12 protein-coding genes are annotated in these 15,961 nt (G+C 61.8%); 8 read left to right on the forward strand and 4 right to left on the reverse strand.

From position 1 onward, the window contains the following. Positions 1 to 18: 18 nt before the first annotated feature. On the reverse strand, positions 19 to 1,638 hold the full coding sequence (locus BMZ24_RS16700) for a glycosyltransferase family 4 protein (RefSeq protein ID WP_143077942.1): 1,620 nt from the start codon (positions 1,636 to 1,638) through the stop codon (positions 19 to 21). A 175-nt stretch (positions 1,639 to 1,813) separates the two neighbouring features. On the opposite strand from BMZ24_RS16700, the gene BMZ24_RS16705 reads away from it, so the two are divergent. Further along, the gene (locus tag BMZ24_RS16705; RefSeq protein WP_092193902.1) at positions 1,814 to 3,271 is read left to right on the forward strand and encodes a GGDEF domain-containing protein; all 1,458 of its coding nucleotides are present in this window, start codon (positions 1,814 to 1,816) and stop codon (positions 3,269 to 3,271) included. Between the two features lie 86 nt (positions 3,272 to 3,357). On the opposite strand, the gene BMZ24_RS16710 is transcribed toward BMZ24_RS16705, so the two are convergent. The 3 genes from BMZ24_RS16710 to BMZ24_RS16720 form a co-directional block, all read right to left on the reverse strand. After that, a complete protein-coding gene (locus tag BMZ24_RS16710; RefSeq protein WP_092193903.1) occupies positions 3,358 to 4,632 on the reverse strand; it encodes a TRAP transporter large permease in 1,275 nt (424 codons plus the stop codon). Continuing rightward, positions 4,632 to 5,129 carry a TRAP transporter small permease gene (locus tag BMZ24_RS16715; RefSeq protein ID WP_161949208.1) on the reverse strand — a complete coding sequence of 166 codons (498 nt, stop codon included), beginning with the start codon at positions 5,127 to 5,129 and terminating at the stop codon, positions 4,632 to 4,634. The genes BMZ24_RS16710 and BMZ24_RS16715 overlap by 1 nt, the downstream gene beginning before the upstream one ends. 103 nt (positions 5,130 to 5,232) lie before the next feature. Next, on the reverse strand, positions 5,233 to 6,288 hold the full coding sequence (locus BMZ24_RS16720) for a DctP family TRAP transporter solute-binding subunit (protein WP_161949209.1): 1,056 nt from the start codon (positions 6,286 to 6,288) through the stop codon (positions 5,233 to 5,235). 279 nt (positions 6,289 to 6,567) lie between these two features. Between BMZ24_RS16720 and BMZ24_RS16725 the strand changes: the two genes are divergently transcribed. The 7 genes from BMZ24_RS16725 to BMZ24_RS16755 all read left to right on the forward strand — a co-directional run. Then, on the forward strand, positions 6,568 to 9,381 hold the full coding sequence (locus BMZ24_RS16725; protein WP_092193906.1) for an FAD-binding and (Fe-S)-binding domain-containing protein: 2,814 nt from the start codon (positions 6,568 to 6,570) through the stop codon (positions 9,379 to 9,381). Positions 9,382 to 9,477: 96 nt separating this feature from the next. Then, positions 9,478 to 9,927 (forward strand): cupin domain-containing protein, encoded by a 450-nt coding sequence (locus tag BMZ24_RS16730; RefSeq protein WP_092193907.1) that lies wholly within the window; start codon positions 9,478 to 9,480, stop codon positions 9,925 to 9,927. A gap of 119 nt (positions 9,928 to 10,046) precedes the next feature. Next, positions 10,047 to 10,571, forward strand: a complete 525-nt coding sequence (locus tag BMZ24_RS16735) for a HEAT repeat domain-containing protein (protein ID WP_092193908.1) — start codon at positions 10,047 to 10,049, stop codon at positions 10,569 to 10,571. Between the two features lie 179 nt (positions 10,572 to 10,750). Continuing rightward, positions 10,751 to 11,383, forward strand: coding sequence for a LutC/YkgG family protein (locus BMZ24_RS16740; RefSeq protein WP_092193909.1), 633 nt, complete (start codon positions 10,751 to 10,753; stop codon positions 11,381 to 11,383). Further along, positions 11,383 to 13,521, forward strand: coding sequence for an L-lactate dehydrogenase (quinone) large subunit LdhH (gene ldhH / locus BMZ24_RS16745; protein ID WP_092193910.1), 2,139 nt, complete (start codon positions 11,383 to 11,385; stop codon positions 13,519 to 13,521). The genes BMZ24_RS16740 and ldhH overlap by 1 nt, the downstream gene beginning before the upstream one ends. A gap of 247 nt (positions 13,522 to 13,768) precedes the next feature. Further along, on the forward strand, positions 13,769 to 15,571 hold the full coding sequence (locus BMZ24_RS16750) for a protein-disulfide reductase DsbD family protein (RefSeq protein ID WP_092193911.1): 1,803 nt from the start codon (positions 13,769 to 13,771) through the stop codon (positions 15,569 to 15,571). A 202-nt stretch (positions 15,572 to 15,773) separates the two neighbouring features. Beyond that, positions 15,774 to 15,961 (forward strand): hypothetical protein (locus BMZ24_RS16755; protein ID WP_208599876.1); only part of this gene is annotated, 188 nt, incomplete at its 3' end.

The raw sequence follows: 15,961 nt of genomic DNA on the forward strand, positions 1-15,961 counted from the left end.
GGGCGGCCTGATAGTTCGTCATTCGCTCTGCGTTTTCAAGCTTTCGGACACAGCCGAGACGCGCAGCAGATCCCCCTTGAGCATCCACATCACGGTCGAGGGCAGACGCTCCGCCGCATCGGCCTTCTCTTGCAGGGCCGTCCACGGTAACGGACGCCGGGTCCAGACCAGCACCTTGCGCATGAGCTCAAGGTCGATCCGGTCTTCGATGCCCGCATAGACCACGGGAAAATCCTTTCCCCGGTACACTGCACGGCCGAGATCCGTGATTTCCAGCACATCCCCTTCCGCCAGACGCCGCGTCGGGTATCCGGCAAAAATCCGTCCATGGCGCATGAGCAGCGGATGGCCGTCCCCGTCCGGCCTGGACGCGGACGCTGCCGCCAGCCGCTCCCACAATTCCAGATAGCGCCCGATGATCCGGGACCAGTCAAAACCCAGGGCATGCTCCCGGGCCGCCCGGCCCATGCCCTCACGCACGCCCTTGCGCAGCATGGCGTGCAGATGCCCGGCAAGTTCGCCCACATCCACGGCCACGTCCTGGGCCAGCCACAGGTGATAGGTGCTGTCGTAGAGAAGCGGTGCCAGGAGCGAAATGTCGTCCACCTCGCCGCTGTCCAGAGTGGACACCAGAAATCCCGTGAGTCCGTGACGGACCAGATCCCGGTAGCCGTCATAGTCCGAAGCGATGACGGGCTTTGCGGCGGCGGCCGCTTCCAGGATCGTCAGGCCAAAAGTCTCCTGCGGATTGTCGGCCAGGGACACGACCACGTCGGCGCGATGCAAGAGGGCCGTCCTGGTCGCATCGTCGGGACAGCGCACGACAACAAGCTCAAGTCCGATATTGGCCGCCAGATTGGTCAGGGTGTGCGGCAGGGATGCGCCCTCGTCCGGGCTTCCGGCCAGGACCAGACAGACGTCGTCAAGCTTGGTCCCGCCTTGGCGCACACGCTGGAAAGCACGCAGCAGGGGCAAGAGATCCATCTTTGAATACGGACTGATCCGTCCCGGTACCAGAAAAACGGTCTTCGACTCCGGCACGGCGGGCACGCCACCCGGTCCGGGGGCGTCAAATTCAGAGCACCACACGCCAAGGGGCACCACCGCCACCTGCGGCACCGGAGCGCCATACGCTTCGCCAAGCGCCGCCAGTTCCTCCCGCACGACATCGGCCCCGGCGCTTGAGGTGGCCACAATGCAGTCCCTCGGCGTGTTTCCGCTCCAGACATGCTGGGCGAAGGACTGGCCGTAGCGCGCGTAGGACAGAGAGTGGGTCACGCCGGTGATGGGGAAGATGTCATGGGCCAGCCTGTTCCTGATCGCAGCCAGAAAACCCTGCGAGGTCAGACAGTCGGAAAGATGAAATGCATGATAGGAAGTCCGGGCCAGATGCTCGGGCAATGCGGTGCGCGGCAGGATGCGAATCTTGCCGAGCGCCTGCGGACAGACGGACTGCACGTAGGTTTGCAGCGCCTCGCCGCTTTGCCGGTCCGCCAGAAAAAAATGATAGGCCGCGAAAGGATCGGCTTCCAGCAGGGCCCGCAGGAAACCAGCATTGGCAACCTTGCGTCCGATGATGGGACCGCCTTCGACAAACGGGTCAAGAGTGCCCCAGACAGGGCCTAAGTGTTGCGCCATGCCCAGCCAGAGCAATATCCGGGCCTATGAGCGTCCTTTGAAAAGGCGGCGCGAGCAGGCGGGAAAATGACTCGGAACGCACGGCGGAGCCTTGGCTGTCGCCCTTCGTCATGCTTGGCAGCAAACTTGCTAAGTTCCAGGAAATCGTCAATTTTTCGTTGCCCTGGAGGATTTCATGGACACCCCGACCCGCCCTTGCCTGGGCCTGGCCTTAAGCCCCGAGCTGGCCTCCCAGCTGAAAGGGCACCTGCCCCGGACAAGCATTCTTGAGAACCGCCTGCCCGGTTCGGCGCTGGAATTCATGAGCGAGAGAACCCAGGGGGGGCTTGTCTTCGTGGCCGTTTCCACCTGGAAAGAACTGGCGGCGCAGGACAGGGAGCGGCTGACCGCGCACAAGTCCTGGCAGTTCCTGCTCATTGCCGACAGACATGACCCGGAAGCTCTGGAATTCATGTCTTCCGGCATATTTCTCACGCTCATGACCTGTCCCCTCAATGGGGAAAAAATTGCCCGCGCCCTGGAACAGGCGGAAGAAGTATCCAGCATGTATCAGGATATTTTCCTCATGGCGCGCGAGATCAGTCTCGAACGGGAACTCCTGGCCCGGAAGAACGAACAGCTGGCATTTCTCAACCAGCTGCTGACCAAGGCCAGTCAGACCCTTGATCCGTCGGTCATCCTCTCCAACAGCGCCGAGGATCTGGCGCTGCTCCTTGATGTCCGGGCCGTGCTTGGCATCTTCTGGAGCGAGAACGAAGGCCAGACCGAGGCGGAACTCTTTCTGCCCGAAAACCTCTCGACCACGAGCCAGGCGGAATGGATCAATCATCTGCTGAGCCTGGCCACCCGCCTCGGAAATCACGAGGTACGCGGCTATCAGGTCTCGGTCCTGCAACACAGGGACGGCGATGAGGAAAGTCAGCCGGAGCTCGACCAGCTCATCACCCTGCCCCTGTCCCTGGGACCGGAGCCCTTTGGAGCCCTGGTCATCTGTTCGCGCGAGGCGTCGGCCCTCGGGCAGGATCGCCTGCGCGTCCTCGGCTCGGCCGCCAATCATCTGGCCCTGGCCATGCGCAACAGCCTCGAATTCCGCAAGACCAAGGCCCGGGCGGACCATGACGGATTGACGCGCATCTCCAATCGTCATCATTTTGACACTCGCCTGCGCGAGGAAATGAAACGCCACCAGCGCCATCAGGACGAACTCAGCCTGATGATGATCGACCTCGATTATTTCAAGTCCGTCAACGACACCTACGGACATCAGGCCGGAGACATGGTGCTGCGGGAAGTGGGCAAGATACTGCACAAGACCCTGCGTGAATCCGACTTTCCCGCCCGCTACGGCGGCGAGGAGTTTGTCGTGATTCTGCCGCAGACCCGGGAAGAGCAGGCCTGGATTCTGGCGGAACGTCTGCGCGCCCAGATCGGCCAGACCGTGTTCCGCTTCCAGAAGAAGCGCTTCCGGGTCACGGTGTCCATCGGCATCGCAGGGCTCAAGCCCGGCGCCCTGACCCCGCCGGAAAGCCTGGTCCACAACGCCGACCTGGCCTTGTATCTGGCCAAAACCAGCGGACGCAACATGGTCTGCTGCTCGGCCATCGAAGAATGTCAGGCTGATCAGTTGGCCTGATACGGCCGGAGCCGACGTCGGCGCTTAAAACAAAAAAACCGCATGGGGGCTGCCTCATGCGGTTTTTCATTTTGCGAGAGCCCTCGCTATTTCAGAACTGAGGGCAGCCAGGTGGAGATGACCGGAATATAGGTGACCATGAGCAGGCAGACGAAGAGCAACAGCAGAAAAGGCATGACCGACCGGGCGATATAGGTCAGGGGCTTTTTGGTGATGCCCATGGCCACGAACAGGTTCAGGCCGAAGGGAAAGGTCAGGAATCCGATCTCCACGTTGACGATCATCATGATTCCCCAGGCCACTGGATCGATGTCGAAGTGGGCCAGCATGGGCAGAAAGATGGGGGTCAGGACCAGGATCGAGGTCACGATGTCCATGACGCACCCCACCGCAAGCAGCAGGATGTTGACCAGAAACAGAAAAACGTACTTGTTGCTGATGTGTGCGCCGATGAACTCGGCGGCCTGCACCGGAAGCTGCTCCCGGGTCAGCAGCCAGATGAAGGGCATGGCGCAGGCGATGATGAAGAGCAGGGCCGATGAGAGCACGGCGCTCTTGACCAGGATGACCCGCAACTTTTCCCAGGTCAGGGACCTGTAGATGAAGGTCTCGACCAGCAGGGCGTAGACCACGGACACACCCGCCGCCTCGGTGGGCGTGAAGATGCCGGAATAGATGCCCCCGAGCACGATAAGCGGCATGGCCAGTCCCCAGGACGCCCGCCCGAGGATGCGCAGGGTTTCGCCCAGGGAATGCGATGATGTCGCGCCCCAGTTGAAACGCCTGGCCATGTACACGGCAAAGGCCCCAAAGATGATCACCCGTATCACGCCCGGAACGACGCCGGCCATGAACATGTCGCTGACCGAGGTGTTGCCCACCAGGGAATAGAGGACCATGGGGATGGACGGAGGAATGAGAATGCCGAGGGTTCCGGCGCTGGTGATGAGGCCGATGCTGAATTTTTCGCTGTAGCCCGAACGGATCAGGGCCGGAATCATGATGCTGCCCACGGCGATAACGGTGGCCGGGCTTGACCCGGAGATGGCCGCGAAAAACATGCAGGTCAGAATTCCGGCCAGGGCCAGCCCGCCGCGAAAGCGCCCGACGCAGGCGTCCATGGACTGGACCAGATAATGGGCGATGCGCCCCTCGGCCATGATATTGCCGGCCAGAATGAAAAAAGGAATGGACAGCAGCAGAAAATTGTCCAGCCCGCGAAAAAGCTGCTGCACCAGCGCGGTCAGGGGTACGTTCAGAAAAAGGCTGACGGCCCCGGCCGTAGTCGCAAGGACGACAATGGCGATGGGCGTCGAAAGCAGCAACAGGCCCAAAAAAGTGCAGACGATGAACCAGACCATCAGTCACGCTCCTCTGCGGTCTGCCCGAACATGATGCGCGCCTGTCCAAGGGCCCTGCCCAGAAAACGCAGGGCGATGCTTACCCCGAAGACGGGTATGGGCAGATAGGCCACCCACATGGGCATGCCCAGCGACGCCGTGGTCATCCCGTAGCGGGCCAGCAGCGTCGTCTGCTCCCACCCGTACCAGGCGATGACCAGCATCACCGCCGCGCTCAGCAGGCCGGCCAGGGTCCGCAGGGCCGCGGCGATGCGCGGCGGGGCATACTGGGTCACGGCCTCCATGGAGAAATGCGCTCCGTATTTGACGGCCATGCCTGCTCCGGCAAAGGTCACGAAGACGAGCAGATACCGGCTGCCCTCGTCAAACCAGTCAAAGGTCATGCCCAGAAAATACCGGGTCATGACCTGGATGGTGGTGCCCACGGCCAGCAGCAGAAGCAGCCCGCCCACGGTCAATTCCTCGATATGCCCGAGGATGCGCAGAAAATTCTTCATCATTCTCTCAAAAACGGCAGGACCAAAAGGCCCTGCCGTTCTGTTTCAAGGCTTGCCTTGGCTCGCGGCGCCGTATCCAGGTCGAGGTCGCCGCGAACAGGATCTAGTTGCTGTACTGGTTCACCTTTTCCACGATCATGTCGTAATAGCGCTTGCCTGCGTACTTTCCGAACTTCGGGTCATCGGGGATATTGCCGACCTGGTTCGCGAACTTCTCGTGCACGGGCAGCACGGCGTCATGAAAGGCCTTGCGCTCTTCGGGAGTCAGGTCCGCGATGGTCGCGCCAAACTTTTCCTGCGCCAGTTTTTCGAGTTCGTTGCGCATGTTCGTGTTTTCGGTGCGGTTGATGTCCTCGGCGATCTTGGCGGCATCCAGAAAGATCCGCTGCTGCTCCGGAGTCAGGCTCTCCCAGACCGGACGGCTGACCATCTTGTAGAGACAGGTCAGGGAGTGGGAGGAACGGGTCAGATACTTGGCCACTTCCGTGAACTTCATCATGACCGAGGTCGGAATGGGGTTTTCCTGCATGTCCACGGCACCCTGCTGCAAGGCGGTGTACAGTTCCGGAAAAGGAATGCCCACGGGGTTGGCGCCGAGCGCCCGAAAACTTTCCAGGAACACGGGCGAATCCATGACCCGCACGCGCACACCCTTCATCTGTTCGGGCGAGGTGATGGTCTTGTCGCGCACACCGAAATCGCGCATCTCGTTTTCGGCATAGCCGATGGGGATCAGCCCCATGCCGGGCATCAGCGCGTCCATGACGGTCTTGAATTCCTCGTCGGCCAGCACCTTGTAGGCGACTTCCTTGCTCGGAAAGAGAAAGAAGAGGTCCAGGAGGCCCACCTGGGGAATGAGATTCGACATGACGGCCGTGGTGCAGTCCATCATGTCCAGGGTGCCGAACTGGACCTGCTCCAGCATGGAACGTTCGTTGCCGAGCTGACCAAGCGGAAAGACCTCGATCCTGATCTCGCCTTTCGTCTCCTTTTCCACGTGCTCGGCAAAGGCCAGGGCCGCCTTGTGCATGGGAAAATCCTTGTTCTCGATCTTGGTGGGCGCGATGTGCCCGAACTTGAGAACCCGCTCCGCCTGGGCCGACGCGGCGCAGAACATGGTCATGGCCAGAAAGATCGCCACCGAAACCTTCATCTTCATCGATGCCTCCGGGCTGTCCAGACGCCACGCGGGACGAATGATACAAGCCTTTGTTTTTATTAAAATTTCAAAAAAGAGGACACAAAGCATAAACAATTATCGATCAGCAAGAAGGTTTGCAACCCTTTTCTGGGCATCACCCGCCCATCCGTTCAAATCCGCACGACCCGACCCGTCACATTGACTTCGACACTGCACCCCCCTAGTGATTTTGTCCTTCACGAGCACGCCCCGTTCCGTCCGCCACGGTTCAGGGGCACCGACCCCCTGGAGCGCCCAATGCCATTGCCGTCTTCCCTTGCCGCCGCCCTGGCCCGTATCGTCCCGGCGGAACGCCTGTATCCGGATGCCGTGCGGGCGCGCGTCTTCGCCCTCGACGCCAGCATCTACCAGCCCCGCGCCAAGGCCGTCATCGATCTGGAAAATGAAACCGAAATCCGGAACCTGCTGGCGACACTGCGCGAACACGGCGGCGGCGTGACCTTTCGCGGAGCGGGGACGAGCCTCAACGGCCAGGCCACCGGCGAAGAAATCGTGGCGCGCATCCGGGGTCCGTTCTGGCGCAGGCATGAGATCCTGGACGAGGGACGGGCCATCCGGCTGCATTGCGGCCTGACAGGCGGCGAGGCCGATGCCGCGCTGGCCCCCCTCGGCCGCCGCATCGGACCTGATCCGGCCTCTGCATCGGCCGCTTCCATCGGCGGCATGGTCGCCAACAACGCCGCCGGCATGTGCTGCACCGTGGACCAGAACACCTTCGCGACCATGCGCCACATGCGCCTCATCCTGGCCGACGGCACGATCCTGGACACCGAAGATCCGGACAGCGTGGCCGCGCTGCGCATCAGTCATGCGCATGTGCTTGAGCGCCTCCTTGCGCTGCGCGGCAGGATCATGGCCGACCCGGCCATGGTGGAACGCATCCGGCGCAAGTATTCCATCAAGAACACCACGGGCTATGCCATCAACGCCCTGACCGAATATGGCGATCCCCTGGACATGCTGACCCACCTCATGATCGGATCCGAAGGGACCCTCGGCTTTGTCAGCTCCGTGACCCTGGCCACGGTGCCGGTCCATCCCCTGCGGGCCACGGCGCTCATGATCTTTCCGGACCTGAACGCGGCGGCGCGAGCGGTCATGGCCCTGCGCGGAGGCTGCCCGGTGCAGGCGGCGGAACTTCTTGACCGCACCTCCATCCGCGCCGTGGAAGGCCTGCCCTCGGCGCCGCCCATCCTGCGGAAACTGGGCGACGAGGCTTGCGCCGTGCTCATGGAGACCCGCGCCGAGGACAGCGATACCCTCGCGCGCAATACCGAGGCGATCCTCGCGGCCCTGGTCGATATCGAACAGGTAATACCGCCCCGCTTCACCACCGACCCGGCCGAATGCGAACGCCTGTGGGCCGTCCGGCGCGGCCTCTTCTCGGCGGTGACCAGCTTTCGCGCCGCCGACGAATTCGTCATCACCGAAGACATCAACATTCCGGTGGAACGCCTGGCCGAAGGCTGCGCCGCCTTCCAGCGCCTCTTCAAGCGCCACGGCTATGATGCCGGAATCATGGGGCACGCCTTTCACGGCAATTTCCACTTCACCCTGCCCACGCGCATAAGCGACCCTGCGGAGCTGAGGCGCCTGCACGAATTTCTGGATGACCTGGCAACCCTCATCACTCAGGACTTCGACGGGTCCCTCAAAGCCGAACACGGCACGGGCCGGGCCATCGCCCCCTACGTGCGTCAGGAGTGGGGAGATCCGATCCATGCGATCATGAGGGAAATCAAGAAGCTGCTCGACCCGCACGGCATCCTGAACCCGGGCGTGATGTTCAACGAGGACCCGAGCGCGCATCTTGAAGGCCTCAAGCTCCCCCTGACCAGCCATCAAAAAATCGACATGTGCGTGGACTGCGGATTCTGCGAGCCGGTCTGCCCCTCGCGGCACATCGCCTTCACGCCGCGCCAGCGCATCGCGGCCTGGCGGGAAATCACCCGCCTGGAACAGGATGGACGTGACGACGAGGCACGGCAATGGCGCGCGGCCTTCACGGAACTGGGCGAATCCACCTGCGCCACGGACGGGCTGTGCACCACCCGCTGCCCCTTGAGCATCGACGTGGCCTCCTTCATCCGGGATCTGCGCCATGACGCAGCCACTCCCTTGACGCGCACGGCGGCCGCAAGGGTGGCGACGCATTTCAACACCGCTACATCACTTGTGCGCGGCGTGCTGGGCGCGGCCGACCTTGCGCACCTGGCCCTCGGTGATCTGAAAATGGAGGCCGTGAGCCGCATCCTGACGAGGCTGAGCGGCAACAGGCTGCCCCTGTGGCAAAAACACCTGCCCCGCGCGGCAGCATCGATGCCCGGCAAGCCCGGCTGCGCCACCGATCGGGACGTGGTCGTCTATCTGCCGTCCTGCGCCACGCGGACCATGGGCGACACCCGCGGGGACCGTCTGCCCCCCCTGCCCGAAGTCACGCGGCTCCTGCTCGAACGGGCCGGGTTCACGGTGCGCATCCCGGGCAACGTGAACGAACTCTGCTGCGGCAAGGCATTTGAGACCAAGGGACTCTTCGATCAGGCCCAATCGAAGATCCTGGAGCTTGAACGCGCGCTGCGCGAGGCGTCCGAGAACGGCCGCCATCCCATTCTCTGCGACACCAGCCCGTGTCTTGCGCGCATGAAAAAAGAGATTCGCGGCCTTGCCCTCTTCGAGCCCATCGAATTCGCCCAGACTTTCCTGCTTCCGCGCCTGCAACTGAAACCGGCGCGGCGCACCATCGCCCTGCACCCGACCTGCTCCACCCGTCTCATGGGCCTGACAGATGCCTTCACGGACCTGGCGCACCGCCTGGCCGCGAGCGTCGTCCTCCCCGAGGGCATCCTCTGTTGCGGGTTCTCCGGCGACAAGGGCTTTCATCGACCGGACCTGAACGCCTCGGCCCTGGCCGGGCTTGCCGCGCAGGTCGCGCAGTGCGGCGAAGGTTATTCCACATCCCGCACATGCGAGATCGGCCTGAGCCTGCACGGGGGCATCCCGTACCGCAACATCCTGTATCTGCTGGAGGAATGCTCCAGGCCGGATGAATGAGCCGATTTTTCATGCCGCGCAAAAACGGATGCAATGAAATTTCAAACAGCAAAAGCTCCGAATGATCCTTTCACCATTTCATAACCAGGCGGTACCATGAAGAAAACCTCGCTCCTCCTTGCGGCCATGTCCTTTTTGCTCATCCTTCAGACCGGCTGCGCGGCGCGGCAAAAAGAGCACGATGCGCACGCCGGTCCCGCCGTCGTCAGGGAGCTCGTCAAAACCACCGAGAGCTGGAACAAGAAAACCTTGCCCGCCTATCCCGGGGGCCAACCCGAGATCACCATCCTGCGTATCGCCATCCCTGCGGGAACCCGCCTGAAGACGCACACCCATCCGGTCATCAATGCCGGAGTGCTGCTCAGCGGTCAGCTCACAGTCGTAGCCGCCAACGGCGAGAAGCTGCATCTCAAGGCCGGAGATCCCATCGTCGAACTGGTCGATACCGAGCATTACGGCGTGAACGAAGGCGACGAACCGGCGGAGATCATCGTCTTTTATGCAGGCACCAGCGGCGCGCCGATCACGCTTTCCGCGCCCGAGTGATTGAGGGGCGGCTGTCCTGCATCCGGGAATGAATCGGCCCTGAACTTTACGCGGGACTTTTCCCCGAATCGTGCTTAACAGTAGAAGTTAATCAGGCACAATTCACCACGGGAACGATCATGAACGCTGAAGAATCAGGGCTCTCGGAAATACCGGCCCTCATGGCCATGCTGGCTCACAAGGACGGACTGATCCGCAAAAAAGGGCGGGAAGGGCTGGAAGCGCTGGGAAAACCGGCGGTTGCGCCCCTGTGCGAAGCTCTGCTCACCGCCAAGGACCACCATGTGCGCTGGGCCGCTGCCAAGGCCCTCGGGACGTTGCGCGAACCGGACTCCGCACCGGCGCTGGTCGATGCGCTTGAAGACCGAAACTCCGATGTGTCCTGGCTCGCGGCCGTGGCACTGGAAAATCTCGGGCAGGAAGCGTGGCGGCCGCTTTTGCAGGCCCTGATCGACCGTGGAGTCGAGTCCGTGGCCCTGCGCGAGGGAGCGCACCATGTCTTCTCCAAGCAGAAGGCTTCCGGATTCGACGATCTGCTGGACACTATCCGCGAAGCCCTTGAATTTGGCGAACTGACGGAAGCCGGGGGCATCGCCGCGTCGGAAATGCTCAAACGCTTGCGGGACAAGGCCGCCTCCCGATGACAAGACTGCGCCAATCCCCCCATCCATGCTGGGTGAAATCACACAATTCAGCACAAATTAAATTTGCGGCAAAGCACCTATTGCAATCAAGATATTGGGATAATTGAATTAAAATCCGCAGGGCGAGCTGGCACGCATCCTGCGTATGGAATGCCAAATGAATTCACCCAGGAGGACGTATGGGACCAACCCCAGAGGTTTTGGAAAAGTTTCGGAAAAAAGCGGAAATCGTCTCGGCCATTGTCTCGGAAGTGGACTCCATGGCTCAGGCCATTGCCTATACTGTTGATCTGTGCGCCCAGAAAGAAGCCTGTCAGCTGCTCATGAGCGGCTGTGAGGAAACCCTGTCCGACAAGGGCAAGGATCTGTGCGAACTGAAAGAATGGGGCAAGATCATCGCCGCCCCCGCCCTGAACGATGCCGACATGGCAGAGCTGCTCAAGCAGGCCGCGGAACGCCAGATCTCCGTCATCAAGGACGGAATGCGCAGCCATCTGGCCGGCATCGACATCGGGTTCACGGTCGCGGACTACGGCATCGGCGAGACCGGCAGCCTGGTCATCGATTCCTCCAGCGAGGAATTGCGTCTGGCCACCATGGTCAGCGAAATCCACGTCGCGGTCATCCCCAAATCACGCATCCGCGCCACGGCCGAGGACATGTACGCCGAACTCAAGGGCTTCATGAGCCAGAAACCCAATTATCTGGCCTTTGTCACCGGCGCGAGCCGCACCGCTGACATCGAACGCGTTCTGGCCCTGGGCGTGCACGGGCCCCTGGAACTGCACATCCTGATTCTGGAGGACAAATAATGCAGAAGGCCAAAAATCTTTCCGAATATAACGAGGAACTGCGCGAAGCTCTGGACAACACCTTCCTGCGCGGAGCCATGGACAAATTCGCCACGGCCTACCCCGTGGGCCGGGCCAATGCCTTCCGCGAATACGACGTGGAGGCCCTGATCGAGGAAGTGGTCAAGGCCAAGGACGCAGGTCTGAACCGCCTGGACGAACTTTATGCCGAGTTCAAGGCCAAGGCCGAAGCAAACGGCGTGAAAGTGCACATGGCCAAGGACGGCGACGAGGCCAACGAGATCGTGGCCCGCATCGCTGCCGAGAACAAGTGCAAGATCATCGTCAAATCCAAGTCCATGACGGCCGAGGAAACCCTTTTGAACCACCGTCTGGAAAAAGACGGACTCGAAGTGGTCGAGACCGACCTTGGCGAATGGATCATCCAGCTGCGGCACGAAGGCCCCAGCCACATGGTCATGCCGGCCATTCACCTGTCCCGCTATCAGGTCGCGGAGCTCTTCTCGCAGGTCACCAAGCATGACCAGTCCTCGGATATCCAGCGTCTGGTCAAGGTCGCCCGCCGCGAGCTGCGCCAGAAATACGCCGATGCGGACATGGGCGTCAGCGGAGCCAACTTCGCCATCGCCGAGACCGGCACCATCGGCCTGATGACCAACGAAGGCAACGCCCGTCTGGTCACCACCCTGCCCCGCGTGCATGTGGCCATCGCCGGCATCGACAAGCTCTGCGGCAGCCTTGAGGACGCCCTGAAGATCCTGCGCGTCGTTCCCAAGAACGCCACGGGTCAGGCCATCACCTCCTACGTGACCTGGATCAGCGGCGCCAACGAGTGTCAGACCGCCCCTGGCGGCAAGAAAGAGATGCACATCATCTTCCTGGACAACGGCAGAAGCGAGATGGCCAAGGATCCCCTCTTCGCCCAGGTGCTTCGCTGCGTGCGCTGCGGCGCCTGCGCCAACGTCTGTCCGGTCTACCGCATGGTCGGCGGCCACCAGATGGGACACATCTACATCGGCGCCATCGGCCTCATCCTGACCTACTTCTTCCACGGCAAGGACAAGGCCAAGAACCTGGTCCAGAACTGCATCAACTGCCAGGCGTGCAAGCACATCTGTGCGGCGGGCATCGACCTGCCCCTGCTGATCAAGGAAATCCACGCCCGCATCCTGGACGAAGACGGCCACCCGCTGCCGTCCATGCTGCTCGGCAAGCTGCTCAAGAACCGCAAGCTGTTCCATGCCTTCCTGCGCACGGCCAAGATGGCCCAGCGTCCGCTGACCGGAGGCACGCAGTACATCCGCCATCTGCCGCACATCTTCTCCAAGGATCACGGCTTCAAGGCGCTGCCGGCCATTGCCGCCAAGCCCTTCCGGGATCGCTTCGCGGCGCTGAAACCCACTGTTTCCGCACCCAAGTACCGCATCGCCCTGTTCTCGGGTTGCGTGCAGGACTTCGTCTATCCGGAACAGCTGGAAGCCGCGGTGAAAGTTCTGGCCGCCCACAACGTGGCCGTGGACTTCCCCATGGACCAGTCCTGCTGCGGCCTGCCGCTGCAGATGATGGGCGAAAAGAAAGCGGGCGTCGACGTGGCCAAGCAGAACATCGCGGCCATGAGCGGCGACTATGACTACATCATCACCCTGTGCGCCTCCTGCGCCTCGCATCTCAAGCACAACTACCCGTTCCTGCTTGGTGAAAACGACGCCGAGGCCAAGGCCTTCGCCGAAAAGGTCATCCCCTTCTCGGCCTTCATGACCGATGTGCTGGGCGTGACCGCCGACGGCTTCAAGCAGACCCAGGAGCGCGCCACCCTGCACGCCCCCTGCCACCTCTGCCGTGGCCTGGACGTGGTCGAGCAGCCCCGCCAGCTTCTGGCCCTGGGCGGCTATGAATACGCCCAGGCGGAGCAGGAGCAGGTCTGCTGCGGATTCGGCGGCACCTACTCGGCCAAGTTCCCGGGGATTTCCGAACAGATCCTCAAGAACAAGCTGACCGACGCGGGCCGCACCGGAGCCGAAGTTCTGGTCACCGAATGCCCGGGCTGCATCATGCAGCTGCGCGGCGGCGCTGAAGTGAACAAGTCCGGCTTCGCCGTGCGGCACATCGCCGAAGTGCTGGCCGACCATCTCAAATAAATGACGGGCCGGGTTTGTCCCGGCCCGAACTTTTCTCTCCTTGCGCGCCGGGAGTCTTCCATTGGAAGGCTCCCGGCATTTTTTATCCAAGAATAGGTCCTATAGGTCGTATGGGACCTATTCTTGCGGTCAGAAAACTTCATCCAAAGAAATAGGCTCTTCCCGTTCTTGCTTCGCGTGCGCAAACCTCTTAAAAGTATTAATTCAGCGGCGCGTTGCCGAAGCACACTTCAACCCCCAAGAGACAATGATATTTCAGTCCAGGTTTTTCCTGATTTGCCTCGTACTCCTGACCTTGGCCTCTCCAGCCGGTGCGCGGGCCGAAGAGCCGTACCGGATTTCACTGCAGGCCTACCGCACAGACAACGTAGAGGCTCCCGTTCTCGCCGTGCTGACCCTGACGCCCAGCCCCGACTGGCACGCTTACGGTTACATTCAGGGGCCGTCCGGGTTCCCCACGGAAATTCGGGCGACACGCGACGGGCAGGTCATCTCTCCTCTCTACCCGCCGCCGACACCGGGGCCGGACCCCCTTGACCCCAGCCTCATCGTTGAACTCTACGACGGCCCGACGCCCTTTTTCATTCCCTTGCCCGACGGACCCGCCACGGTCGTGGTTGGGATCAAGGCCCTGCTCTGTTCCTCGACCACCTGCCAGCCCATCAAGGAAGAACTGGAGCTTGTGATCACAACGGCAAAAGCCCTGCCGCCCGCCGAGGAACAGGATTGGTGGCCCCGCTTTGTGCAGGCCGCCCCGGGGCCGGACTCGGGCCTTGGCCTTGAGCCTGTCACCTCTGGCGAAGTGGCGCAAACGCCCGCCGCACGGGCGCTCTCGCCCCGCTATTTCTCTCCGGGCCTTGAAGTCCACACCCTTTCCAAGGCCGCTGCGCTGGCCTTTCTGGCCGGTCTGATCCTCAACTTCATGCCCTGCGTGCTCCCCGTCATCACCCTGAAGCTGCGCTCCTTCATTCCGGCGGCGGACAGCGTGCCCAAAAGCCAGCGGCTCGCCTTTCGCACTCACAACCTGTTCTTCGCCCTCGGGATGATGCTCTATTTTCTGATCCTGGCGGGAATCATCGCCGTCACCGGCATGGCCTGGGGACAGATTTTCCAGGAACCGGCAGCCATCATCACCCTGACCGCCATTGTCTTCGCGCTTTGCCTGAGCCTGTTCGGGGTCTACGATCTGCCGCTCATCGACCTCAAAGGCAAGGCCAAGGGAGTCGTGCACCATCCGCGCCTTGAATCCTTCACCACTGGCATCCTGGCCACGATCCTGGCCACCCCGTGCAGCGGGCCATTTCTGGGCGGCGTCCTGGCCTGGGCCCTGATCCAGCCCCCGGACATCATCGCCCTGGTGCTGAGCTGCATCGGACTGGGCATGGCCTCGCCCTACCTGGCCATGGCGCTCTTCCCCGGCCTGTACCGCTTCCTGCCCAAACCCGGCGCCTGGACCCTGCACCTGGAGCGCATACTCGGCTTTCTTTTGGCCGCGACCTGCGTATATCTCTTCGGCCTTCTGCCGACCTCGGAATACGTGAACGTGCTCATTCTGCTGTGGACCATCGCCCTTTCGGCCTGGATCTGGGGAAAATGGACCAGCCTCAGCCAGAGCCGCACGCGCAGATGGTCCATTCGCGGCATCGCCGTCGCCCTGGTCGTTCTTGCCGCCGCGTTCCTCTTTCGCCCGGAAGGACATCCGGACCCCTGGAAAAACTTCGACATGCAACAGTTCGAAACCCTGCGCGGACAGGAAAACCTGATCCTGGACTTCACGGCGGACTGGTGCCCCAACTGCAAGTTTCTGGAAAAGACCGTGCTCACCCCGGAAAAGAGCGCCGCGTTCGCCAAGGAACATGACGCCATCCTGATGCGCGTGGACCTGACCCGCCACGATCCGGAACTGATGGCATTGCTTGAAAGCCTGGGCTCCAAGTCCATCCCCATCCTGGCCATCTTCCCCAAGGGCAATCCGGACAGCCCGCTTGTGCTGCGGGACCTCTTCACCGGCGGTCAGCTCAAGGAAGCCCTGGACCAGGAATTACCCTGAATATCCGATGGCGCGGGCACCTGCCCGCGCCTTTGCAGCTCCCCGCATCTCCTGACCTCTCCTTCGCCTTCAAGCCTGCATTTTCCTCTCTATCCCCATAATTATCGAAAAAAACTACACATTCTCCCCAATGTGCGACGCGGTAATCGCTGGCAAACTGGTATGAAAAAGCCCGCCGTTTCCCGTTACACAAGGAGAATCCATGCCGCATCCGTCAGCAAACAGCTCGTGGTTCACATTCGACACTCCCGCCCATTCCGATCTGCGTGTCTACGCCTTTTCCGGCACCGAAGAAGTCCACAAACCCTACGAATTCGAAATCGAACTGGTCCACGATTCGGCGTGCCTTGATTTTGCCGAGCTTCTGGGCCGGCCCGCCTGCCTTGGCAT

The sequence above is a fragment of the Desulfomicrobium norvegicum genome, assembly GCF_900114595.1.
In the GTDB taxonomy this organism is placed as follows: domain Bacteria; phylum Desulfobacterota; class Desulfovibrionia; order Desulfovibrionales; family Desulfomicrobiaceae; genus Desulfomicrobium; species Desulfomicrobium macestii.